20 protein-coding genes, 2 pseudogenes and 1 riboswitch are annotated in these 22,979 nt (G+C 46.7%); of the genes and pseudogenes, 17 read left to right on the top strand and 5 right to left on the bottom strand.

The features are described from left to right. Positions 1-157: 157 nt before the first annotated feature. The gene (locus AF333_RS04050; protein ID WP_043068538.1) at positions 158-1,072 is read right to left on the bottom strand and encodes a LysR family transcriptional regulator; all 915 of its coding nucleotides are present in this window, start codon (positions 1,070-1,072) and stop codon (positions 158-160) included. A gap of 105 nt (positions 1,073-1,177) precedes the next feature. Here AF333_RS04050 and AF333_RS04055 point away from each other — a divergent pair, with 105 nt between their 5' ends. Beyond that, positions 1,178-2,392 (top strand): MFS transporter, encoded by a 1,215-nt coding sequence (locus tag AF333_RS04055; RefSeq protein WP_043068539.1) that lies wholly within the window; start codon positions 1,178-1,180, stop codon positions 2,390-2,392. A 261-nt stretch (positions 2,393-2,653) separates the two neighbouring features. On the opposite strand, the gene AF333_RS04060 is transcribed toward AF333_RS04055, so the two are convergent. Beyond that, on the bottom strand, positions 2,654-3,304 hold the full coding sequence (locus AF333_RS04060) for a 3D domain-containing protein (protein ID WP_052812374.1): 651 nt from the start codon (positions 3,302-3,304) through the stop codon (positions 2,654-2,656). 222 nt (positions 3,305-3,526) lie between these two features. On the opposite strand from AF333_RS04060, the gene AF333_RS04065 reads away from it, so the two are divergent. Next, positions 3,527-4,333, top strand: a complete 807-nt coding sequence (locus tag AF333_RS04065; protein WP_043068540.1) for an N-acetylmuramoyl-L-alanine amidase — start codon at positions 3,527-3,529, stop codon at positions 4,331-4,333. 105 nt (positions 4,334-4,438) lie between these two features. Beyond that, positions 4,439-5,560 carry a tRNA 2-thiouridine(34) synthase MnmA gene (gene mnmA / locus AF333_RS04070; RefSeq protein ID WP_043068541.1) on the top strand — a complete coding sequence of 374 codons (1,122 nt, stop codon included), beginning with the start codon at positions 4,439-4,441 and terminating at the stop codon, positions 5,558-5,560. Positions 5,561-5,611: 51 nt separating this feature from the next. Here the strand turns inward: mnmA and acnA are convergent, their stop codons facing one another. Next, positions 5,612-8,347: an aconitate hydratase AcnA gene (gene acnA, locus AF333_RS04075; protein ID WP_043068542.1), complete on the bottom strand. Its 2,736-nt coding sequence runs from the start codon at positions 8,345-8,347 to the stop codon at positions 5,612-5,614. 150 nt (positions 8,348-8,497) lie between these two features. On the opposite strand from acnA, the gene AF333_RS04080 reads away from it, so the two are divergent. From AF333_RS04080 to AF333_RS04110, 7 genes are all read left to right on the top strand, one after another. Further along, entirely contained in the window at positions 8,498-8,680 is a 183-nt protein-coding gene (locus AF333_RS04080) for a hypothetical protein (RefSeq protein WP_043068543.1), read from the top strand. Between the two features lie 180 nt (positions 8,681-8,860). Next, positions 8,861-9,325, top strand: a complete 465-nt coding sequence (locus AF333_RS04085; protein ID WP_043068567.1) for a CcdC family protein — start codon at positions 8,861-8,863, stop codon at positions 9,323-9,325. Positions 9,326-9,694: 369 nt separating this feature from the next. Beyond that, positions 9,695-10,396 carry a FadR/GntR family transcriptional regulator gene (locus tag AF333_RS04090; RefSeq protein ID WP_080787963.1) on the top strand — a complete coding sequence of 234 codons (702 nt, stop codon included), beginning with the start codon at positions 9,695-9,697 and terminating at the stop codon, positions 10,394-10,396. A gap of 187 nt (positions 10,397-10,583) precedes the next feature. Then, entirely contained in the window at positions 10,584-12,248 is a 1,665-nt protein-coding gene (gene lldP / locus AF333_RS04095; RefSeq protein ID WP_043068544.1) for an L-lactate permease, read from the top strand. A 114-nt stretch (positions 12,249-12,362) separates the two neighbouring features. Further along, a complete protein-coding gene (locus AF333_RS04100; protein ID WP_043068545.1) occupies positions 12,363-13,097 on the top strand; it encodes a (Fe-S)-binding protein in 735 nt (244 codons plus the stop codon). Further along, a complete protein-coding gene (locus tag AF333_RS04105) occupies positions 13,094-14,602 on the top strand; it encodes a LutB/LldF family L-lactate oxidation iron-sulfur protein (protein ID WP_043068546.1) in 1,509 nt (502 codons plus the stop codon). Before AF333_RS04100 ends, AF333_RS04105 begins: the two co-directional genes overlap by 4 nt. Continuing rightward, entirely contained in the window at positions 14,595-15,323 is a 729-nt protein-coding gene (locus AF333_RS04110; protein WP_043068547.1) for a LutC/YkgG family protein, read from the top strand. The genes AF333_RS04105 and AF333_RS04110 overlap by 8 nt, the downstream gene beginning before the upstream one ends. A gap of 71 nt (positions 15,324-15,394) precedes the next feature. Here the strand turns inward: AF333_RS04110 and nhaC are convergent, their stop codons facing one another. Beyond that, positions 15,395-16,774 (bottom strand): Na+/H+ antiporter NhaC, encoded by a 1,380-nt coding sequence (nhaC, locus tag AF333_RS04115; RefSeq protein ID WP_043068569.1) that lies wholly within the window; start codon positions 16,772-16,774, stop codon positions 15,395-15,397. A 290-nt stretch (positions 16,775-17,064) separates the two neighbouring features. Here nhaC and AF333_RS04120 point away from each other — a divergent pair, with 290 nt between their 5' ends. Both AF333_RS04120 and AF333_RS04125 read left to right on the top strand, forming a co-directional pair. After that, positions 17,065-17,454 carry a carboxymuconolactone decarboxylase family protein gene (locus AF333_RS04120; RefSeq protein ID WP_235496088.1) on the top strand — a complete coding sequence of 130 codons (390 nt, stop codon included), beginning with the start codon at positions 17,065-17,067 and terminating at the stop codon, positions 17,452-17,454. Positions 17,455-17,534: 80 nt separating this feature from the next. After that, positions 17,535-17,864, top strand: coding sequence for a hypothetical protein (locus tag AF333_RS04125; protein WP_043068548.1), 330 nt, complete (start codon positions 17,535-17,537; stop codon positions 17,862-17,864). Positions 17,865-17,943: 79 nt separating this feature from the next. Here the strand turns inward: AF333_RS04125 and AF333_RS04130 are convergent, their stop codons facing one another. After that, positions 17,944-18,429, bottom strand: a complete 486-nt coding sequence (locus AF333_RS04130) for a GAF domain-containing protein (protein WP_043068549.1) — start codon at positions 18,427-18,429, stop codon at positions 17,944-17,946. 303 nt (positions 18,430-18,732) lie between these two features. Between AF333_RS04130 and AF333_RS34655 the strand changes: the two are divergent. The 5 genes and pseudogenes from AF333_RS34655 to cobT form a co-directional block, all read left to right on the top strand. Then, positions 18,733-18,977: pseudogene (locus AF333_RS34655) on the top strand (L-glutamate gamma-semialdehyde dehydrogenase); the annotation flags it as partial. 1 nt (position 18,978) lies between these two features. Then, positions 18,979-20,185: pseudogene (locus AF333_RS04135) on the top strand (L-glutamate gamma-semialdehyde dehydrogenase); the annotation flags it as partial. Between the two features lie 49 nt (positions 20,186-20,234). Then, positions 20,235-21,440 carry an ornithine--oxo-acid transaminase gene (locus AF333_RS04140; protein WP_043065128.1) on the top strand — a complete coding sequence of 402 codons (1,206 nt, stop codon included), beginning with the start codon at positions 20,235-20,237 and terminating at the stop codon, positions 21,438-21,440. A gap of 26 nt (positions 21,441-21,466) precedes the next feature. Beyond that, a riboswitch (cobalamin riboswitch) is annotated at positions 21,467-21,642 on the top strand. Positions 21,643-21,666: 24 nt separating this feature from the next. After that, positions 21,667-21,795 carry a hypothetical protein gene (locus AF333_RS36655; protein WP_255322215.1) on the top strand — a complete coding sequence of 43 codons (129 nt, stop codon included), beginning with the start codon at positions 21,667-21,669 and terminating at the stop codon, positions 21,793-21,795. Then, positions 21,788-22,867, top strand: coding sequence for a nicotinate-nucleotide--dimethylbenzimidazole phosphoribosyltransferase (gene cobT / locus AF333_RS04145; RefSeq protein WP_235356620.1), 1,080 nt, complete (start codon positions 21,788-21,790; stop codon positions 22,865-22,867). Before AF333_RS36655 ends, cobT begins: the two co-directional genes overlap by 8 nt. Positions 22,868-22,979: the final 112 nt, after the last annotated feature.

Below are 22,979 nucleotides of genomic sequence, written 5' to 3' on the forward strand. Positions count from 1 at the left end.
CAGGAGCAATATCCGTTCGTCGTACTTACGGTTTTTTTCGGTGGCAAGCTGAGAAGTGAGGAGTATGCGAAGAAGCAGGGATTCATCCATTTTCATAAAGGTAAAGGGTTTGACGTTTGGTAAAGGCTGGGGAGGGAGACCCCTCTTGGATGAACAATCAAAGAGGGGTTTTTTGTCTGGACGGAAGAGCGGGAAAGAGCCCTAGCTCTTCCATCGTATGCATCCAGTTTTGAATAGAAGGCCGCTGCAGATTCTCTTTCTGGACCATAATATACGCCGCTCGCTTTGGAGGAATCAGATCGCCTGAAAGGCAAATTTCCTTGAGGTAACCTTCCCTTAATTCTTCTTCTACTGCTGACTTGATGATAAAGCCCATGCCGATGTTTTTTTGCATGAGGGCCAGAAACAACGAGACGTTATCAATGCGCAGGTGTGGCACATATTCGGGTGGAAGCATTCCGCATATCCATTCATAGAAAGGGCTGCCCCAATCGAGATACAAAAGAGGAAGGCGAGCCAGAATTTCTGGCGACACTACACCGTACCGTGCCGCTTCGTGTTCGGGATGAGCGACAAGAACGATTTCTTCTTCATAGAAGGGAATAATCTCAAAGCCGGGAATGGATTGAGGAAGATAGACGAAACCAAGCTGAACTACGCCATCAATCAGATGATGTACTACATCCCACGAATGACCTGTTTTTGTTTTTAAGGAGACGGATGGATAGCGGGCAAAAAAGGTCTCCAATACAGGGCACAGCACGTATTTCCAGAGGGAATCGGTTGCGCCGATGGATAGCTGGTCTTCATACGTTTTAAGAGAACGGATTTTTGTTAGGCTTTCTTCGCTTAGAAGCAGTAGTCGTTCCGCATACGGCAGAAAAGCATAACCCGCTTCTGTCAGCTCTACCCGGCGTCTGTCACGCATAAATAACGGTTTGCCTATCTCTGTCTCTAATCCTTGAATGCGTGACGAAACGGTCGATTGCACGAGGTGCAGCGCATCGGCTGTCTTGGAAAAACTTTTGTTGCGTGCCAGCACCACAAAGGTACGCAATTGTTCAAAGTCCATACTGGTTCTCCTATCCTTATCGAAAAAGTAGATAACACCTATCAAAATCATTCGTTATACAAATAGAAATCCCTGCTTTATTGTATAGAACAGGAGGGCGAGAGCATGATTCGATATGTATGGCAAGTATCCCCATTGGGTGTACGAGTGCTGTTTGTGAGTTCATTTCTGATGAACCTCGGTTTTTACGCGTTGATTCCGTACCTGACTTTATATTTAACCGGTAGCTTTGCCTGGTCGATGGCTATGGCGGGAGTATTGCTTGGAATTCGTCAATTTTCACAGCAGGGTTTCTCGTTCTTGGGAGGAGCGCTGGCAGACCGGATCGGCTGCAAGGAGGCGATGATATTCGGTGTGTTTGTGCGGGCAGCTGGCTTTCTGGCATTTGCATTCTGTACGGAAGTATGGCAATTTATCGTCGCTGCGATTCTTTCCGGGCTTGGAGGTGCGTTATTTGAACCGGCATTCCTAGCAGCGTTTGCCCGTCTAACACCAGAGAAGGGAAGGAAAGAAATATTTTCGTTTCGCAGTGTGGTGATAAATACCGGCATGGTAGTCTCGACGCTAGTAGGTAGCGTACTGGCCTCCATAGAATTCTTCTATCTGTCTGTTGTATCTGCTACATTATTTATGTTTGTAGCTGTGCTTATTTGGATAACGTTACCGAAGATTGAAGCAGAAAATAATGGTAAGAGTTGGTTGGGGGATGTGCGGGACATTATCAGTAACCGTCCGTTTGTCGCTTATACAATCATTCTCATTGGTTATTATTATTTATATATGCAGCTGTTTTTGACTATTCCGCGCCAAATGAAGGAGGTTACGGGGGATACGAGCGGGGTTGCCATTATTTATGCCACGATTTCACTTGCTATTATTTTTCTTCAGTTGAAAGTAACCCGCTGGCTCCGTGGCGTATCAGCCCAATTTATTATGATTGGAGCAGGTACACTTATGATGGGCCTTAGTTTGTTTTTGCTTGGATTTGTAACGACGATAGGAACGATCATAGCGGTGGGCTTGCTGTTTGCGTTGGGCAATATGGTAGCTGCGCCAGTGATGTATGATGTAGTTACGCTGTTTGCACCTCCGAATCGTTTGGGCTCATACTATGGCTTTAACAGCTTTTCGCTTGCCGTTGGCGGTTCACTCAGTACAAGTTTTGGAGGGTGGTTATACGATGTAGGACTGGCGAGCGGTTTTATGCTTTTGCCATGGTTGGTCTGTTTGTGTATCGGATTATTGGTATTCTTTAGCATGTATAAGCTTGAAGTCAGCCGCCAGCCACGATATGTACGAACGAAGGCGAATGAAGGATAAGAGACAACAAAGTAGATGTCGCTGTAAAGGAAGATAGCGACATCTACTTTTTTCCGATCATATCACTTGAAAAACTCGCGAGGCGTGTGTCAAACGTTGCTCTTTCTGTGTGGAGCGCATGGCGCGGCGGGCGAAAAAGACCGACAACTGTCTCCCTCATAGAGATACCCGGGTGTTTTGTCGGTCCGCCCGAAGTGTCAATCAGCGGCCGTTTGGCTTCTTTATGGAAAGAGGACGAGCGGCCACGACCGCGAGTTTTTCTTATTCTGGTACGCTTATTACTTTTACCTGCACATCTTTTCTTCCCCAATCTAGAGCTTCTTTTTTAGTAGAGAAAGCCAGATCGATAGCATTGCCTTTAATCGCTCCCCCTATGTCCTCGGCTCGGCATTCTCCGTAGCCTTCAACCCATAGGACAGTTCCGAGCGGGATGTAGTCTGGATCAACCGCGGCAACACCTGGTCTTACTTTCGTTCCGGACTTGGTTTTCCCAGGGCCTGTATAGCCGGAAGCATTCGCTGTAAAGACCATACCTTCACGAACTTTAGCCATTGCAGAACGGGCAGGCTTCTGTTGGCGATTGAGCGCTCGGTTGTTCGTACTCTTTTGCGTCTGAGCGACCAGGTTTGATGATTCGAATGTTTCCATCTCCACAGGCGTCAGGCCGAGTGGAACTAATTCTTTTGCTGAGACTTCTCCATTTGGGTAGAAGGAAGTTCGGTATGTAGGCAAGGTTGTTGGTGAGAATGTGTTCCCGTCTTTTTCTGGATGTTGAGGAGTTTCAGCAAGAGAATTAATCAAGTATACGAGAAGAAACAAACCAATAATCGGGCATCCTACTATTAATGTTCGTCTGTACTCCCTAAAAGCTTTTGCAGAGTGGAATAAAGAAGTATGCAGATTTTTTCGCATGAATACCTCCCTTAATCAAAAATAGGGTGATTGAATATAATGGGTTTATTTTACTACAAAGGAGGATTAAAGTCAGTGTTTATCTGAAAATTGATTCTGGTAACTATTTTATAAATAAATGGGTACATCCAATTTTGGCGCTTTTAGTAGCTTATCTACATACTATGTAGTACAGGCCATACGTATAAGGATGATAGATTATCGAGGAAAGGAGAGAAAAAGATGGCAAAAATTATCGTACTTGATCCAGGGCACGGAGGCCCCGATCCTGGAGCGATAGGTAACGATTTACGTGAAAAAGATGTTACACTCGCGATTGCGCAGCGGGCAGCCGGATTATTACGGTCGTTAGGGGCGGATGTACGACTTACACGAAATGATGACAGAGTGTTTAATGAAGACAAAGCTGCGGATTTGAATGCGCGCGCTGATTTTGCTAATAAGTTGCGTGCCGATTATTTTATTTCCATTCATATTAATGCTGGACGTGGGACGGGGTTCGAGAGTTATATCGCGCCTAGCGTAGCCAATCAGGAGGCTGCACGACGCCAGAATATTCTCCATGATGAAGTGGCTGGGGTCTTCCAGAGCACAGGTTTACCTGATAGGGGCAAGAAAACCGCAAACTTCGCTGTGCTACGTCGTACGAGCATGCCGGCTATCCTTCTGGAGTGCGGATTTATAGATCGGGCGGAAGATGCATCGAGGTTGAAAAACCTAGCATTTCTGGATAATGTAGCGCAGGCGATTGCGCGCGGCGCCGCGCGGGCGGTAGGGCTGGCAGGAACAAATCCTACACCAACTCCGGAACCGAATCCTGTGCCTAAGCCGCTCAGCAAATATTATAAAGATATTGTGCCCGGTATGGAGTGGGGAGTAGGCAGTGTTGATGCGTTATATGAGCGTGGTATTATGCGCGGCGACGGACAAGGAAACTTCCGCCCGACTGAAACGATGACAAGGTTGGAAGCGGCTGTAGCCATTAATAATGCAATCGAGTATATCTTGAAGCAAACCGGAAAATCGTAGGAGGGTTTTCGCGCTTGTTTGTGCAGCAGAATATTTGTTAGTATAATAAACACGAAAGCAACCTTCTATTGCTATTCAATTCATAAATTAAGGAAGCTGATATAGATGAACAAATCGCCTGAGAATACAAGGGTGGTAGTCGGAATGTCTGGAGGTGTGGACTCCTCCGTTGCTGCCCTGCTGCTCAAACAGCAAGGATACGATGTAATCGGGATTTTTATGAAAAATTGGGATGATACAGATGAGTTTGGTCATTGTACGGCGGAAGAAGATTATGAAGACGTGCGCCGTGTTTGTGGACAAATCGGTATCCCTTACTATACAGTTAATTTCGAGAAGGAGTATTGGGATCGGGTATTCACCTATTTCCTGGATGAATACAAAAAGGGCCGCACACCGAATCCTGATGTGATGTGCAATAAAGAAATCAAATTCAAAGCATTTTTGGAACGCGCATTGGATTTGGGAGCAGACTATTTAGCGACAGGTCATTACGCGCGAGTCGACTTTCATGACGGAGAATACCGGCTGCTGCGCGGGGTAGATCCGAAAAAAGATCAAACATACTTTTTGAATCAGCTTGGACAGGCCCAATTGTCAAGAACGATGTTCCCACTCGGTCATTTGCCTAAGACAGAAGTGAGGGAAATTGCCCTTAAAGCAGGATTGGCAACGGCCAAGAAGAAAGACAGTACGGGTATTTGCTTTATCGGGGAGCGGAATTTTAAGGAATTCCTCAGCTCGTATCTGCCTGCTAATCCGGGAGATATCCGTACCGTAGACGGCGAGCTGAAGGGCCGTCATGATGGATTGATGTATTATACGCTTGGACAGCGTCAAGGATTGGGCATTGGAGGCGGTACGGGAACAGGTGAGCCATGGTTTGTTGTCGATAAGGATGTTAAACAAAATATCCTTTATGTGGCACAGGGTGGCGACCATGAACGGTTATACAGCGACCGCTTGGAAGCGACGGATGTTCATTGGGTAAGTGACAAGGAGATGCCGGATACGTTCCGCTGCATGGCCAAGTTTCGCTATCGTCAGCCGGATCAAGGCGTGACAGTTCAAATGAAGCCAGGCAACTGTTGTGAAGTTGTATTCGATGAACCGCAACGTGCTATTACACCAGGACAGGCGGTTGTATTCTACAAAGATGAGGTCTGTCTGGGCGGCGCAACGATCGATAAAGCGATAAAAAACAGCGAAGTAAAAACAAATGTATAAATAATAAGAAAGGGAGCGGGATGATTCCGCTCCCTTTCTTTATTTTATCTTTTAGGAAGAAACAGATGCATTTTTGTCGGTAATGAGCTTGCGCAATACGAGTTGAAGAATGCCGCCATTTTTGTAGTAGTCGATTTCCACATCTGTATCAAGTCGGACGATACATTGGAATGTGAAGGAGGAGCCATCAGAACGAGTCGCATGCACCTCGATTTTTTGACGAGGGTTGATTCGTTCGTTTAACTCTGGAATATCGAACGTTTCCTGGCCTGTGATGCCAAGAGCTTCCGCGCTAATTCCCTCTTCAAATTGTAAAGGTAGGACCCCCATACATACGAGGTTGGTGCGATGAATGCGTTCATAGCTTTCTGCGATAACAGCCTTTACACCGAGCAGTAATGTACCTTTGGCAGCCCAGTCGCGGGAGCTTCCTGTCCCGTATTCCTTTCCTCCGATAATCATGAGCGGGGTACTGGATTCTTGATATTTCATCGCTGCATCGTAAATCGACATCACTTCCCCTGTCGGAAGGTACGTAGTATAGCCGCCTTCCGTTCCGGGAGCCAGGTGATTGCGAATGCGGATATTGGCGAACGTACCGCGCATCATGACTTCATGGTTACCGCGTCGCGAACCGTATGAATTGAAATCACGGACTTCTACTCCTTTGCCTTGCAAGTATTGTCCGGCAGGACTATCCGGTTTAATGGCGCCGGCAGGTGAAATATGGTCAGTTGTGACAGAATCGCCTAATAGTGCTAGCAGACGAGCACTCCGGATCGGTTGGATGCCCGAACTTTCCAGGGAGAAGTCAGTAAAGAACGGAGGCGATTGGATATACGTAGAGTCTTTATCCCAACTGTAGATTTCAGCTTGAGATATTGGGATTTCATTCCATTCTTTATTAAAAGCAAGTACGTTGTTATATTTTTCACGGTACATTTCTGGCGTAATAATGGAGTTAATCGTACTACGAACTTCTTCTTCACTCGGCCAAATATCGCGTAGGTAGACAGGATCTCCTTGCTCATTATGTCCAATTGGATCGTTATAGAGATCGATGTTGAATGTACCGGCTAGTGCGTATGCGACGACGAGCGGCGGTGAAGCCAGATAGTTCGCTTTAACGAGCGGATGAATGCGTCCTTCGAAGTTTCGGTTTCCGCTTAGTACGGAGGTGACGGTCATATCATTTTCGGCAACCGCTTTTCCTACTTCAGGGATTAACGGTCCGCTATTGCCAATACAGGTAGTGCATCCATAACCTACTGTGTTAAAGCCAAGCTTATCCAGGTACGGCGTCAGACCGGCATCATCGAGATATTGGGTAACGACGCGAGAGCCCGGTGCTAGGCTCGATTTGACATTCGGATTACGACGCAACCCTTTTTCTACGGCTTTTTTTGCCAGTAATCCGGCCCCGATCATAACGGAAGGATTTGATGTATTGGTACAACTCGTAATTGCGGCGATAACGACAGATCCGGTTTTGAGTGAAGCCTTTGATCCGTCCGGATACGTAACAGTCACTTCCTGTTCGAGCTTCTCTTCTGTGAGACCGAAGCCGCCTTCTTTCACTGGCGTACGTAATACTTTATTGAATGATTCCTTCATCTCGGTCAAATTGATGCGATCTTGCGGTCGTTTCGGACCGGCGAGCGTCGGCACAACGCTTCCGAGGTCAAGAGTGATAATTTCCGAGTAGTTCGGGTCTGGCATATCGTCCGTACGGAACAGTCCTTGCGCTTTTGTATAGGTTTCCACAAGAGAGATGTGTTCTTCTGAACGACCGGTTGTACGGAGATAGCGCAGTGTTTGTTCGTCGATAGGGAAATAGCCAGCGGTCGCTCCGTATTCCGGCGCCATGTTAGCGATGGTGGCTCTGTCTTCGAGTGTCATCGAATTTAAACCTTTGCCGAAGAATTCCACGAATTTGCCAACGACGCCCTTTTTTCGCAAGATATTGGTAACAGTGAGCGCTAGATCAGTAGCTGTAGAGCCTTCGGGTAACTTGCCAGTTAATTCGAACCCGACGACGTGTGGCAACAGAAAATACATGGGTTGACCGAGCATAGATGCTTCAGCTTCAATACCACCGACACCCCAGCCGAGTACACCCAGACCGTTAATCATCGTCGTATGGGAGTCAGTTCCTACGAGTGAATCAGGGAATACTTCAACTCCGTCTTCCGTATCTTTCCGCGATACGACGGAAGCTAGATATTCGAGGTTTACCTGATGGACGATGCCGACAGAAGGCGGTACAGCCCGAAAGTTAGTGAATGCCTGAGTAGCCCAGCGCAGAAACGTATATCGTTCCCTGTTGCGTTCAAATTCTTTATCCATATTGAAACTGAGCGACGTATCTGAACCTGCCTGATCTACTTGTACGGAATGGTCAATTACGAGATCCACAGGGATAAGTGGATTAATTTTACCGGGTTCAAGACCAAGATTAGATACGGCATCCCGCATGGAAGCAAGGTCCACCACAGCGGGAACGCCAGTAAAGTCCTGAAGAATGACACGAGAAGGCATGAATGGAATTTCGAACATTTCTCCTGGCTTCGGATGGGGATCCCAATTAGCGATACGTTTAACATGCTCTTCGGTAATTGCACGGTTATCCATCGCCCTGAGAGCTGCTTCGAGCAAGATTTTAATGGAGAATGGTAGTCTGGAAATTTCCCCGATTCCTTGTTCTTCAAGCGTCTGTAGGCGGTAGTAGTACATTCCACCATCCAAGCGGGTCCGGCATGCCTCCCGCAATGTTTTATCATTGTTCATTACAAGCATCCTCCGTATTGCCAAAATTTTGTGCCTTATTTAGTATGCGCGATTCATGAGCGAATATGAGGGGAAAGGTAACGTATAAAGTAATCTGCTTTCTTTATCCTAAGGACTGTAGCCTAAATTTTTTTGTAAGGAGGATACAGGATGAATTACGAATACACAGATCCGCGTAATAGGCAGGAAATGTCGTTTGTGGAGGACGTGGCTGAAGGTATGGATCGCATGATGGATGAAGGTGGCGGTGTAGTGGATGAAGTATTGGCTTATCGAACACCGATTCAGCGCAATGAACTGGTAGATGTAGAACAGCATGAGCAATATGAATAGATAAAGAAACAAAAACTGCGGCCGAATGGTCGTGGTTTTTTGATTAAGAGCCAATAATGTACATCTGTATTTTTTTCTTCCTGATAATGTATAATAGAAAAGGGCATGTGTAAGTGTACAGCGCAGAGCACAAACTAGAAGGAAAATGAATCGCGTAACGAAGGAGGATGTTCTGTGACTATGACCATACTGAGCGGGGTTATTGGCATATTTATGGCCACGATAGTACTGATGGTTCGTATGCGTGCCTCCAAGAAGCCCGCTTCATTAAAGAAGATTATTCTGCCGCCTTTTTTTATGAGTACAGGTTTTGCGATGTTTTTGTATCCGCCTATGCATGTACATGTAACATATGCATTGTTTGCCTTTTTTGTCGGTGCACTTCTGTCATATCCGTTGATTGTTACTTCGAAGTTTGAAGTTGTAGGCAGAGATATTTACCTGAAGCGTTCAAAAGCATTCTTTTTTATCTTAGTTGGATTAGTCTTGCTTCGTTTGGCATTAAAATCCTATGTCGGTATGTATGTGAGTATAGAAGAAACGGCTGGTCTCTTTTTCATTTTAGCCTTCGGCATGATTGTACCATGGCGTGTGGCTATGTATTTTGAATATGTGAAGTTGAATCGTTCACTTGATTTAACGTGAATTTAATAACTAAAAAGCTTTGTATATGACAAATCCCCTTGTATTTGACGGTGTGCAGGATTTCATTATTGTATGGAACTTTCACTGGCAATGTAGAGGGGATTTCTAGTAATAGAGGATGTTCAAAAAGTCCGGGAAACAGAAATGCGAATTTCTGCGTTGTGTTGCCCCTCCGCTGCTCAGGTCTACCGCACCTTGAACTTCATAGCTCCGCTTGTCCTTCCTTTTGAACAGGCTCATATAAACCGGAATGGCTAATAATTTCAAAAATTTAATGCGCTTCCAAAATGAATATTGACAAAAAACTGAAAAGTCCGTAAGATAAATTCAGCGCCATACATCAGATGACCTGATAGGGAAGGATGTGACGTGAAAACGTTGCCAAAGTTTAATGTTAGAAAGACATATGAAGAGGTTGCTGATTACTTGCGCGAACAAATTGTTTCCGGCACGTATGTACCGGGAGCCCGCTTGCCATCTCTACGAGAACTCGGAGAGACATTGGGAGTAGGTCAGTCGACAGTACGAGAAGCGCTCAGTTCTCTCAAAACACTAGGTCTAATTACTATGAAGCAGGGAGAAGGCACGTTTGTTACCCGGCACGACCCGGAAGAAATTATCTCCGCATTTGAATCCATGCGTCCGGCGACGCGGCAGGAAATTATGGAATTGCTGGAAGTACGGAAGATTATTGAAAGCGGTACCGCCCGCCTAGCCGCGGAACGGCGAACCGAAGAGGAACTGAGTAAAATCAAGGAAGCGCTAACAGAGATGGAGCAAGCCCTCTCTAGTGGAGAACTCGGCGATCAGGCAGATTGGAAGTTCCATTATGCGGTAGCTGCCGCTTCACACAATCAGACGCTGCAAACGGTGATGATGTCCATTTCTGAAGCGGTTGGTCGTTCGCTGCAGACAAGTCGCCAGGAGCTGTATCGGATGAAAGAAGTTCCCAAGAATTTGTATAAAGAACACGCCAGCATTTATGAGGCGATTCGGGAACGTAATGGGAATCGGGCGGAAACGGCGATGCTCTATCACTTGCAAGGAGTAGAGGAAAAGATGCTGGATTAGCACTTTTCTTCTGAAGAGAAAAGTCAGATGACCTGAGGTGTTTGGCAACCTAATTTATCAGATGACCTGAGATATTAAGCATCCTAATTTATCAGATCACCTGAGATGTATGTGTGGCGATTCAGAAGGGGACAAGCCGGAAGGCTAACCATATAAAAATAAACTCAGGGTAAAAGAGGTGTATTGCATGCAAACATGGACGCAGGTGTATGAGCCGCTGGGAAGTCTGGGACTGTCAGCTGCTGTGGCAGTCATTCCTATCGTATTCTTCTTTCTCGCACTGGCTGTTTTTCGTATGAAGGGTCATACGGCAGGTTTTATTACAGTGCTAATTTCTCTGGTAATCGCAATCTTTGTCTACAAAATGCCGATTTCTATGGCGCTCGCTTCTGCCGGATACGGCTTTGCTTACGGTTTATGGCCGATTGCCTGGATTATTGTAACCGCTGTATTTTTGTATAAAATCACAGTGAAAACCGGACAGTTTGACATCATCCGTTCCTCCGTCGTGTCGATTACAGAGGATCAACGGTTGCAAATGCTGCTTGTTGGTTTTTCGTTCGGTGCGTTCCTGGAAGGAGCGGCCGGCTTTGGCGCTCCAGTAGCTATTACTGCCGCTTTGCTGGTCGGTCTTGGGTTCAATCCGTTGTATGCAGCCGGGCTTTGTCTTATTGCCAATACTGCACCGGTAGCGTTCGGAGCAATGGGTGTTCCAATTACGACGGCGGGTCAGGTTACAGGACTCGATCCGTTTCACATCGGTCAGGTAGCCGGACGTCAATTGCCGCTCCTGTCCGTTATCGTTCCATTCTGGCTGGTATTCATCATGGACGGTGTTCGCGGGGTACGTGAAACGTGGCCGGCAATTCTTGTAGCGGGCGGTTCATTTGCGATTACACAGTTCTTTACGGCTAACTTTATCGGACCAGAGCTGCCTGATATCACTTCTGCACTGGTCAGCCTAGTTTCGCTCGCTGCATTCTTGAAAGTATGGCAGCCGAAGCGCATCTTCCGCTTTGAAAGAGCAGGTGCATCAACAGTTGAAATGGCGGCAACTGAAGCTGATTCGCGGCATTATACAGCAGGTCAGATTTTCAAGGCATGGTCTCCATTCATTATTCTTACGCTTATGGTTACCATCTGGAGTTTGAAACCGTTTAAAGCCTTGTTCGGCAAAGGCGGCCCATTAGAATCGCTTGTGTTCAAAATTCATATCCCCTATCTGGATCAAATGGTTATTAAAGCCGAGCCGATTGTAACGAAACCCACTCCGTACGAAGCGGTGCTTAAATTCGATATTCTATCGGCTACCGGTACAGCCATCCTGATTGCTGCTTTCATTACGATAATCGTACTGAAGATGAAACCGAGCGAAGGGGTAGCAACTTTTAGGGAAACCCTATCTGAACTGAAAAAGCCTATTATTTCAATCGGCCTGGTGCTTGGATTTGCGATGGTTGCCAACTATTCGGGCTTATCGTCGACATTGGCGCTCATACTGGCATCTGCAGGTGGCCTGTTTCCATTCTTCTCGCCGTTCCTTGGCTGGCTCGGCGTATTCCTTACAGGTTCCGATACGTCCAGCAATGCGCTGTTCTGTAACTTGCAGAACGTAACCGCACAGCAAATTGGGGTAAACGAGACGTTGCTTGTCGCGGCGAATACGACCGGTGGAGTAACAGGGAAAATGATTTCACCGCAATCGATTGCGGTAGCATGTGCTGCGGTGGGGCTTGTGGGCAAAGAGTCCGATTTGTTCCGTTTCACGGTCAAGCATAGTTTGATGTTTGCCGTCATCGTTGGCATTATCACATATATTCAAGCTTACTACTTAACCTGGATGCTTCCATAGACAGCGAAGCATGTGGATGGAATGAAGTGGGGAGATGCCATTGTCTTTGGAACGGTGGCACTCCCTATTGACTTTTCTGTTAAAGACATAATGAGTATTCGGAGGTGCTTATTTGTGAAAGTCTCCATTTTTATTACATGCTTGTCGGATGCGATCTACCCACGGGTCGGGGAAGCGATGTCTCGGATTCTTGCCCGTCAGGGAGTGAAGTTGCATTTTCCAGAAGTGCAAACATGTTGCGGACAGCCCGCATTCAATAGCGGATATTGGGATGAGGCACGTGCCAGTGCGCGAACGCTTCTCGAAGCATTCGATGATAGTGATTTTGTTGTATCGCCGTCCGGCTCCTGCACAGGGATGATCCATCATTATTACCCGTCTTTATTCAAAGATGATCCGGTCATGCTTAAAAAAGCTCGCGAATTTAGTGAAAAGGTGTATGAGTTCTCCCAATTTCTTGTCAACGTATTAGGTGTAACGGATATTGGGGCGCATTTTCCGTATAAAGTAACATATCATCCTTCCTGCCATGGCACGAGGCTTCTTGGTATCAAAGAAGAGCCAAGGCAATTGCTTGCTAATGTAAAAGGCATGGAATTTGTTGATTTGCCTTTTGCGGAAGATTGCTGTGGATTCGGAGGTACATTCGCCGTTAAAATGTCTGAGATTTCGGGTGCAATGGTGGAAGAGAAAGTGCAGCATGTAGTAGAGACTGAAGCCGAGGTGCTGGTCGGCATGGACATGGGCTGTCTGATGAATATCGGTGGTCGCCTACGCTATGAAGGCAAGCAGGTGCGTGTAATGCATTTGGCGGAGCTGCTGTATGAAGGGGTGAAGCAGAAAGTATGAGTACAACGTTTGATCCAACGACCACAATTAAAGATAGAGCGCACATTTCCCTTAATGATGAATTCCTACGCAATGCCGTAAAGTATACAACTGAAAAGCTTCGTACATCAAAAAAACTGGCTTCCGATGAACTGGGCAACTGGGAAGAATGGCGGGAGCGCGCCCGACAGATTCGTCTTCATACGATTGCTCATTTAGATTATTATTTATCCGAATTCGTGAAAAATGCCCGAGCTGCTGGAGTGCATGTGCATTTCGCAACAACAGCACAAGAAGCTGTCGACATCACGATGAGAATTGCCGAGGCAAAAGATGCGAAATCGGTCGTGAAATCGAAATCCATGGTATCTGAAGAACTGCATATTAATCATAGGCTTGAAGAAATCGGAGTGGAAGCGATTGAGACCGATTTAGGCGAATATATTATCCAACTGGCGGGAGAAACACCCTCCCACATTATCATTCCAGCTATCCATAAGAATAAACAGCAAGTTGCGGAATTATTTTCAGAGGAAGCAGGGGAGGTGTTGCCGCCGGAAACGCCTATACTTGCAGGTTTCGCTCGTGCCAAACTACGGGAGAAATTCCTGGAGGCGGATATCGGTATGACCGGGTGCAACTTTGCTATCGCAGAGACCGGATCTATGGTGTTATTCTCCAATGAAGGCAATGCCCGCATGGTGAGTACCGTTCCGAAAACACAAATTACGTATATGGGCATGGAACGGATTATCCCATCGCTTGATGATTTGGAAGTCATGGCGACGATGTTGCCACGCTCGGCTACAGGCCAAAAACTGACGGTATACATGTCTGCCATTACCGGCCCACGTCGTCAGGAAGATTCAGATGGGCCGGAAGAGATGCATATTATCATTCTCGATAATGGACGGTCTTCACAATTGGGCGACCCGGAATTCCAGGAAGTGTTGAATTGCATCCGTTGCGGGGCCTGCCTGAATGCATGTCCAGTATATCGCCATGTTGGTGGCCATACGTATGGATGGGTATATAGCGGGCCGATTGGAGCTGTTCTGACACCCCGACTGAATCAGGATATGGAAAAGTGGGGTGAAGTCTCCTACGCGTCCAGCCTTTGCGGAGCTTGCCATGAAGCGTGTCCGGTTAAAATCCCGTTGCATGACATGCTTGTCTACATTCGTCGACAGAAGGTGGAGGAAGGGTATACACCGGCTTCGGAACGTATGGCGTTTAAGGGATTTAAGTATATCATGTCGAATCATCGACGCTTTAAGCGTATTGTAAATTTGGGAAAAGCAGGTCAGAAAATCGTCGTACGTGACGGAGCGATTACTTCTAAGCTTGGCCCGCTCAAAGGTTGGACGGAGCATCGATATGCTCCTGTATTAGCAGATGGTTCTTTCCGTGATACATGGGGCGATTTATCTGCCGAGCTATTTGCCGATAGGAACACGATGGCGCCGGACATGCTGAAACGGCTACAGGAAGCCAAGCGAAAACGGGAGGAAAAACATCATGAGTAAGCGGGAGGAAGAAATGATTCGTAAATTGGATGAGCAGGCGGCCATGAAGGAGGAGCAGTTCTTTGCCCATATCGCAAACCGTCTGAATCGGCAGCGTATTACTAAGGCTCCAGATCATCCTTTTCGCGGTGCACCGGACTTTTGGTTGGCATACGAACTTTCAGAAGAAAAACGAATCGAGTTATTTATGACTAATTGGACAAACATGGGAGGATATACACAGCGGTTCCCCAATTTGACTTCTTTATGTAATTATATTGAAGATATGGCGCAGACGATGAAGGCAAAATATATGATTCGTTTTGATCATCCATTGCTTAATGAGATGAACATGGAACAAAATCTACCGGATGTTGAAATGACGGTATGGAACGAGCGAGCAGAAGAAGAGCTGCTTGTCAAAGCAGCAGGGGCTGATATCGGCATTGCAGTAGTGGATTATGCTATTGCCCATACTGGAACGGTAGTAGCTCTCTCTGCGGCTGGGCAGGGACGTTCGGTTAGTCTCCTGCCTACTGTATTTATTGCTGTATTGCGGGTGAGTGATATAAAGACAAAAATGGGTGAAGTCATGACTGATTTAACGAGGCGTTTCGGTAATCAGCTACCGGCAGGGGTTCATTTTATTAGTGGGCCGAGCCGTTCCGCTGATATTGAGAACGATTTGACGATCGGAGTGCATGGTCCGGGCATTGTGCATGCCCTTATTTTGGACGAATAGTTCTCTCAGGTTTCGTGATATTGGAAAAGAGCCGGATCGATTTTTCGATCCGGCTCTTTTTATAAGTAGATTTATATATTTTGCGCTTGTGCTTCTTGTTCCTTGCGTTCTAATTGCTTGGCTTCTGTATCGGTGATTTTTTGGATGGTAAAGCCGGTTGCAGCAAACAGAATCGAAATAATTGGAACAATATAGTTGACAATCGCATATGGTGCGTAAGCGAACGGATGAACGCTCAACGTTGAAAGAATAAACACTCCGCACGTATTCCACGGAACGAACGGCGAGGTTAATGTACCGCCGTCTTCTAACGCGCGTGACAGGTTTTTCGGATGCAGACGTTTTTCCCGATATACCCTTGCATACATCCGGCCCGGCACTACGATGGAAATATACTGTTCCGCCGCCACAACGTTTGTGAAAAACGAAGAAACAACCGTAGTGGCAACCAATTGTTTTCCGGTTCTTGCGATAAGTAGAATTTTATCTACGATGGATTTGAGCATGCCTGTCTTTTCCAGAACACCGCCGAATGTCATAGCGACAATAGTTAAGGAAACCGTATACATCATCGCCTCAATTCCACCTCTGTTAAACAGCTCACCAATTAATTTGTTTTCGGACTCGATTTTAAAGCCGCCGTATAGTGTATTAACGGCTTCATGTACGCTTCCACCCTGTACAAAAACATGAGCGAGAAAGCCAAGAATAATACCAACTATCAAAGCTGGCAGAGCAGGCACTTTACGAGCTACAAGCACGATAACAGCAGCCGGAATAAGTAGAAGCCACGGACTGATAACGAATTGGGTTTGCAATTCATTCATTACAGCAATAATATCCTGATTATTTATCGATGTACCTGCAAATTGACGACCAAGGAACCAGTAGGCAATTAATGCGATAACGATTCCAGGAATCGTGGAATAAAACATATGACGAATATGCTCAAACAGATTGGATCCGGCTACGCCGGATGCCAGGTTCGTCGTATCTGATAGAGGAGACATTTTATCGCCAAAATATGAACCGGAAATAATAGCCCCAGCTACCATCGGAGCTGGAATTCCCATGCTAATACCGATACCCATACCGGCTACGCCGATTGTACCCATAGTGGACCAGGAGCTTCCGATAGCGAGTGAGACAATTGCAGTAATTAGTGTAATCGAGACAAGAAAGAAGGACGGAGTGATTAATTTTAAGCCGTAATATACCATGGTGGCAACTACGCCGCCGCCAATCCATGCACCAATGATGATGCCTACGGCAATAATGATGACAATGGCGGGGAGCGCCAGTCGAATGCCGTGATAGATACCGCTTTCAATTTCATCCCACTTGTGGCCGAGGCGCCAGGCTATGAAAGCGGATACAATGGCACCAAGGATAAGCGGAATATGCGGACTGCCTTCGAACTTAATGATTGTGATGGCCATAGCACCGATCATTGTAAGTAAAGGAATAATAGCAAGCCAGAATGGAACCGGTGGTGCTTGTTTGTTGGTCAAGTCGAGTCCCCCTTAATATGTATTTTAATACATTAATTTTGCAAGTTTAGTGCCAAAATTCGACCTGATTTAAATTTTTTGTCGAAAGACCTGGATAATCAATAACCTTTTTTATTTTATAAAAAATTTTTAGAATTTGATATGCAAAATAATTATGCAAAAGAAATAATGTTTTGCACATTTGCTATTTGATTTTGCGCTTTATAAGGGGGAATGAATCGGAACATACTATGGAATGTGATCGAATACTATACGGATGGAGTGAAGCAGTAATGGACCATTATACGCAGGCAATTCATGATTATAAAGAAGGTGTAGGTGCGTTTCAGCAGATGAGTCCTGATTTTACCCGGGCATACAATGAATTTACAGGAGTATCATTCGCTGAAGGGATGATTTCCCAGAAGGATAAACAGTTGATTGCTCTTGGCGTTAGTCTGGCATCTCAGGATGAATACTGTATTCTATATCATACGATGGAAGCACTCCATAAGGGTGCGAGCGAGCAGGAGATTTATGAGACGCTTCAGGTAGCGGCGGCTCTTAGAGGTGGTTCAGCGTTTTCCCAATTACCCCTTGTGCAGGGTGCGCTGAAAGAATTTAGCAACAGAGTGCAATAAGTGCGGCGGTTCTCTTGTGTTTTACGCATTCGGGATGGGGGGTAAAGACAGACAAGAGAATTGAGGAGGAGGCGCAATTTATGGCTGAAGAGAGAATGGAACGTAAAAAGGAAGAGAAAGGGAGACTTGCTGAAGTAAAGGAATGGGACCCGTTGGATACACCGCAGATTGCAGAATCTCGTGAGGCGCAGCGTCGCTTGGGACGAGGCGCGGAGATGCCGGGGTTATATGAAGCGGATAAGGCAAAGACGGAAGACGGGGAGGAAGAGATGACCAAGAATGAGCGTCTCGCCTCCATTCAGAAGAATTTGAATCTCATTAAACAGGGAATTACTGAGGAAACGGAAAAAGCCAAAGACATCGTTTCAAACTTTAAGAATATCATGCCAAAGAAAGACGAGGAGAAATAAAAAGCAGCCATCCGGAAGATGTTCGGGTGGCTGCTTTTCGTTGTGAAAAAAGACAAGTGGCAATTCCTGCGAGTTTTTCTTATAAATATTCGGATAAGGTGTGTACGAAAGCCTCAAGTCCTTTTTCATCAACTTCATCAAAGCGGTCTTTCTCCGGACTGTCGATATCGAGGACTCCGACAAGAATTCCATCCTTAATAATAGGAACGACGATTTCCGACCTAGAAGCGGCATCGCACGCAATGTGACCGGGAAATTGATGTACGTCCGCCACGCGTAGCGTTTTGCGTTCAGCTGCGGATGTACCGCATACGCCTTTGCCTAGTGGAATACGAACACATGCGGGAAGACCCTGAAAAGGACCTAGAATTAACTGTTCTTCTCTTTCTTCATATAGGTAGAAGCCGACCCAGTTGATGCGCTCCAGGAATTGGTTGAGCAGGGCGGATGCATTGGCAAGGTTGGCGATTCGATTCGGTTCATCTTCGATTAATGCCTTAAGTTGTTTACCGACGAGTTCATAATTCTTCTCGCGGGATGTTTCATACTTCTCTGCTTTAAACATGATTTCTCATCCCTTCTTTGAAAAAACACAATATATTTGTATATGTTACAGGACAGAAACTTCATTTGACAAATAATAAATACTAATTTCGGTTAATTAAAAGTCTTCCATTTAATTATTTTGCATATGATAGGCAAAATAAATTTGCTGCATAAATATTTTGCGTGTTTGATGCTGAGGAAAATAGCATCAAATGGGTAAGAAGCGTATAGCAAAACGGATACTATGGATTGCGTAAACTTGGCATTGTAATTGCAATGGTAAAAAGACAAACGAAAATGAAGTCAACAGGAGGTTTTCTACATGATTCCATACCGTCCCGAACCGTTTACAAACTTTGCTGAAGAGAAAAATATGAACGCGATTAATGAGGCACTGGAGAAAGTATCCGCTGAGCTGGGCCGTGATTATCCGCTGGTTATCGGTGGCGAAGAAGTGATGACTGAAGAGCGTCTCGTTTCTGTGAACCCGTCCGCGAAAAAAGAAGTAGTTGGAAGCGTATCCAGTGCGGATCAAGCGCTGGCTGATAAAGCGATGCACAACGCAGCNTTCTCTGCCTATGCTGGAAGCGGGTAAAAGCCGCGCAGAAGCAGATGCAGATACGGCAGAAGCAATTGACTTTATGGAATATTATGCGCGCCAGGCGCTGGAACTCAAAGACCGTGGTCAGCAAACACTCGTCCGCCTGCCGGGCGAAGACAACCACCTGGAATACATTCCACTGGGGGTCGGTGTTGTCATTCCGCCATGGAACTTCGCGCTGGCGATCGTAGTTGGCATGGTGACGTCTGCGATGGTGACCGGGAATACCGTTATTCTGAAACCGGCTAGCCAGACGCCAGTCATCGCCTACAAATTTTATGAGCTGTTAGTCGAAGCGGGTCTTCCAGCGGGTGTGGTGAACTTCTTGCCGGGTCGTCCGGATGTGATCGGAGACTACCTGGTTGATCACAAGTTGACCCGTTTTATCAGCTTCACTGGTTCCCGTGCAGTCGGTTTGCGCATTCATGAGCGTTCTTCCAAAGTGGCTCCAGGCCAAATCTGGATGAAACGTCTCGTTGCTGAGATGGGCGGCAAAGACGCCATCGTCGTGCTGGATGATGCAGATGTGGAACTGGCGGCACAAAACATCGTCGCATCAGCGTTCAGCTTCTCCGGTCAGAAATGCTCCGCGTGCTCGCGTGCGATTATTCATGAGGCGGTGTACGATGAGGTATTAAGCCGAGTCGTGGACATCACAAAAGGATTGAAAGTAGGCGACGTGCGTGATGCGTCCAACTACACCGGTCCGGTCATTGACGAGAAAGCATTGAACAAAGTAATGGAATACGTAGAAATCGGCAAGCGTGAAGGCAAGCTCGTGGCAGGCGGCAAGCCAGCTGGCGACGAAGGCTTCTTCGTAGAACCGACGATTTTCGCCGATGTAGACCCGGATGCGCGCATTATGCAGGAGGAAGTGTTCGGACCGTTCGTAGCATTTACGAAAGTGCGTGATTTTGACCATGCGATGGAAGTAGCGAACAATACAGAATACGGCTTGACCGGGTCGGTGTTTACCCGCAACCGCGAGTACATCGAGCGTGCCCGTACCGAGTTCCATGTGGGCAACCTGTACTTCAACCGCAAGTGTACTGGAGCCATTGTTGGAGTGCATCCGTTTGGTGGATTCAACATGTCAGGTACGGATTCCAAAGCAGGCGGACCAGATTACTTGCTGCAATTCACACAGCCGAAGCTGTCGTCCGAGATTTTGTAAAAGGAATTTAGGAAGCCACACACTCTATTTTGCAGAGAGGGGAATCATCATGAACGGTTCAACAACAAAAACGCATGATATCATTGAAAAAACGGAAAAATTCGGAGCCAGAAACTACCACCCACTTCCAATTGTTATCTCTAAAGCGGAAGGTGTATGGGTAGAAGATCCGGAAGGCAATAAGTATATGGATATGTTGAGTGCATATTCAGCACTTAATCAAGGCCACCGTCATCCGAAAATTATTCAGGCGCTAAAAGATCAGGCAGATAAGGTAACGCTAACGTCCCGTGCATTTCATAGCGATAAGCTAGGTGAATTTTATGAGAAGCTGTCGACGCTGACAGGCAAAAATATGATTCTGCCAATGAACACCGGGGCGGAAGCGGTGGAAACTGCGATAAAAGCCGTGCGCCGTTGGGCATATGACGTAAAAAAGGTACCGGACAACCAGGCTGAAATCATCGTTTCTGAAGGTAATTTCCACGGTCGGACAACTACGATTACATCGTTTTCTTCCGACGAGGCATATAAACGTGGCTTCGGACCATTTACCCCGGGATTCAAAATCATTCCTTATGGCGACATTGAGGCTCTACGTAAGGCGATTACGCCGAATACGGCTGCATTTATGACTGAGCCGATTCAAGGGGAGGCCGGCATCTTGATGCCAACGGAAGGTTTCCTTAAACAGGCTCGTGAGCTGTGTAAAGAAAACAATGTACTGTTTATTGCCGATGAAATCCAGACCGGTTTTGGTCGCACAGGTAAAATGTTCGCATCCGATTGGGAAGATGTAAAACCGGATATGTACATTATGGGTAAGGCGCTTGGTGGCGGGGTATTTCCGATTTCTGCAGTAGCAGCTGACAGAGAAATTCTAGGTGTATTCGAGCCCGGCTCACACGGATCTACGTTCGGAGGTAACCCGCTAGGCTGCGCAGTTGCGATTGCGGCGCTTGAAGTGCTTGAAGAAGAAAACCTTGTGCAACGTTCGCTGGAGATGGGCGAATACTTCAAGCAAAAGCTACAGCAGATCGAAAACCCGGCTATTAAGGAAGTACGTGGACGTGGTCTGTTCATTGGCGTTGAACTGACGGAAGCAGCGCGTCCGTATTGCGAGGCGTTGAAAGAATTGGGACTGCTTTGTAAGGAAACACATGAAACTACAATCCGTTTCGCACCGCCGCTTATTATCTCCAAAGAAGATTTGGATTGGGCGATCGAGCGAATTTATCAAGTGTTGAAAAAGTAAGAAAAGCGGTGTATGCTGTTTGTAAATGTGTATAGGACGCAATAGGTGCCCTTACTTAAGGGAGAATAGGGAAGAAAATACGCGGGCCCGCCACTGTAGCCGGGGAGCCGTCGGTAGTCACTGAGCATATGCGCTTGGGAAGGCTACTGACACATGGTTTTGATCCGGGAGCCAGGAGACCTGCCTATTGCACGAAATACTCGGGGATCAGGTAGCATAGAACCGGATGTGGCAAGTCCAGGTCGTCTTTGACCTGGGCTTTTTTGCCGTACATAAAAATACAAGCGGACAGGAAGCCCTTCGCCCCGTTGCGTCCTTGCCATTCTCGAACTATATGGAGAAAGACGGTGGATGAGACGATGGAACAAACGATTGGTGCGTTGCTTACGGATACGATAAGCCACATCGTGGAAACGGACAAAGAAAGTATGGGAGCGGTGCGAAGGCGGGTAGATAACCTCACCAAGCCTCCAGGAAGCTTAGGATCCCTGGAGGAGATGGTTATCCGCCTGGCGGGCATACAGCGGACGGAAATGCCAGTAATGGATAAAAAAGCGGTGGTAGTCATGTGCGGCGACCACGGTGTGGTAGAAGAGGGTGTAAGCGCTTTTCCTTCAGAAGTAACGGGATTAATGATGGGGAATTTTACGCGGGGCGGAGCTGCGATTAATGTATTCTCGCGCCGTATGGGAGCGGAAGTTATTGTCGTCGATGTTGGGAGCAAGGCACAGAGACTTCTGGGTGTGCGAGATGAAAAAATAAAATCGGGTACGGAAAATATGGCACAAGGTCCGGCAATGACCCGTGATGAAGCAATTCGCGCTATCGAAATAGGCATCGGTATTATGAAAGAATTGGCGGCGCAGGGATATAAGGCGGTGGCTCTCGGTGACATGGGCATCGGAAATACGACCCCAAGCGCCGCATTGACTGCCGCCATTACAGGTCGCCCAGTGGATGAATTGACAGGTAAAGGGACCGGTATCGATGAGGTGAAACGCCGGGCAAAAGCGGACATTATCGAGCGCTCGCTATCCGTGAACGGTATTGGGAAGCATTGGCGTTCTACTTTAGAGCCGCTCGATATATTAGCCTGTGTAGGCGGTCTGGAAATCGCAGGTCTAGTTGGAGTGATACTCGGTGCGGCAGCGCACAAAATGGCTGTCATCGTGGACGGCGTTATTGCAGGCGCAGCAGCTTTACTTGCGTATGAAATATGCCCGCAGGCGATTTCGTATATGTTTGCTTCTCATCTATCCGAGGAACCAGCGCATAAGGCGGCTCTTTCTTATTTGGAATTATCACCTGTGCTACATTTGCAGATGAGGCTAGGCGAGGGTTCAGGCGCAGTATTGATGTTTCCTTTGTTGGAGGCGTCTGTCGCTATGCTGAATGAGATGGCAACATTCGATGAACTGGGTCTGTAAATCAATGTAAAATCCCCGCTGCGAACACAGCGGTTTTTTTGGCAAAGGATGTGCCGGCATATGAATAGCGGGCCAAGAGATTGACTTTTACGTCGGAAATCTTATACGCTAC

This window comes from Aneurinibacillus migulanus, from assembly GCF_001274715.1.
In the GTDB taxonomy this organism is placed as follows: Bacteria; Bacillota; Bacilli; order Aneurinibacillales; family Aneurinibacillaceae; genus Aneurinibacillus; species Aneurinibacillus migulanus.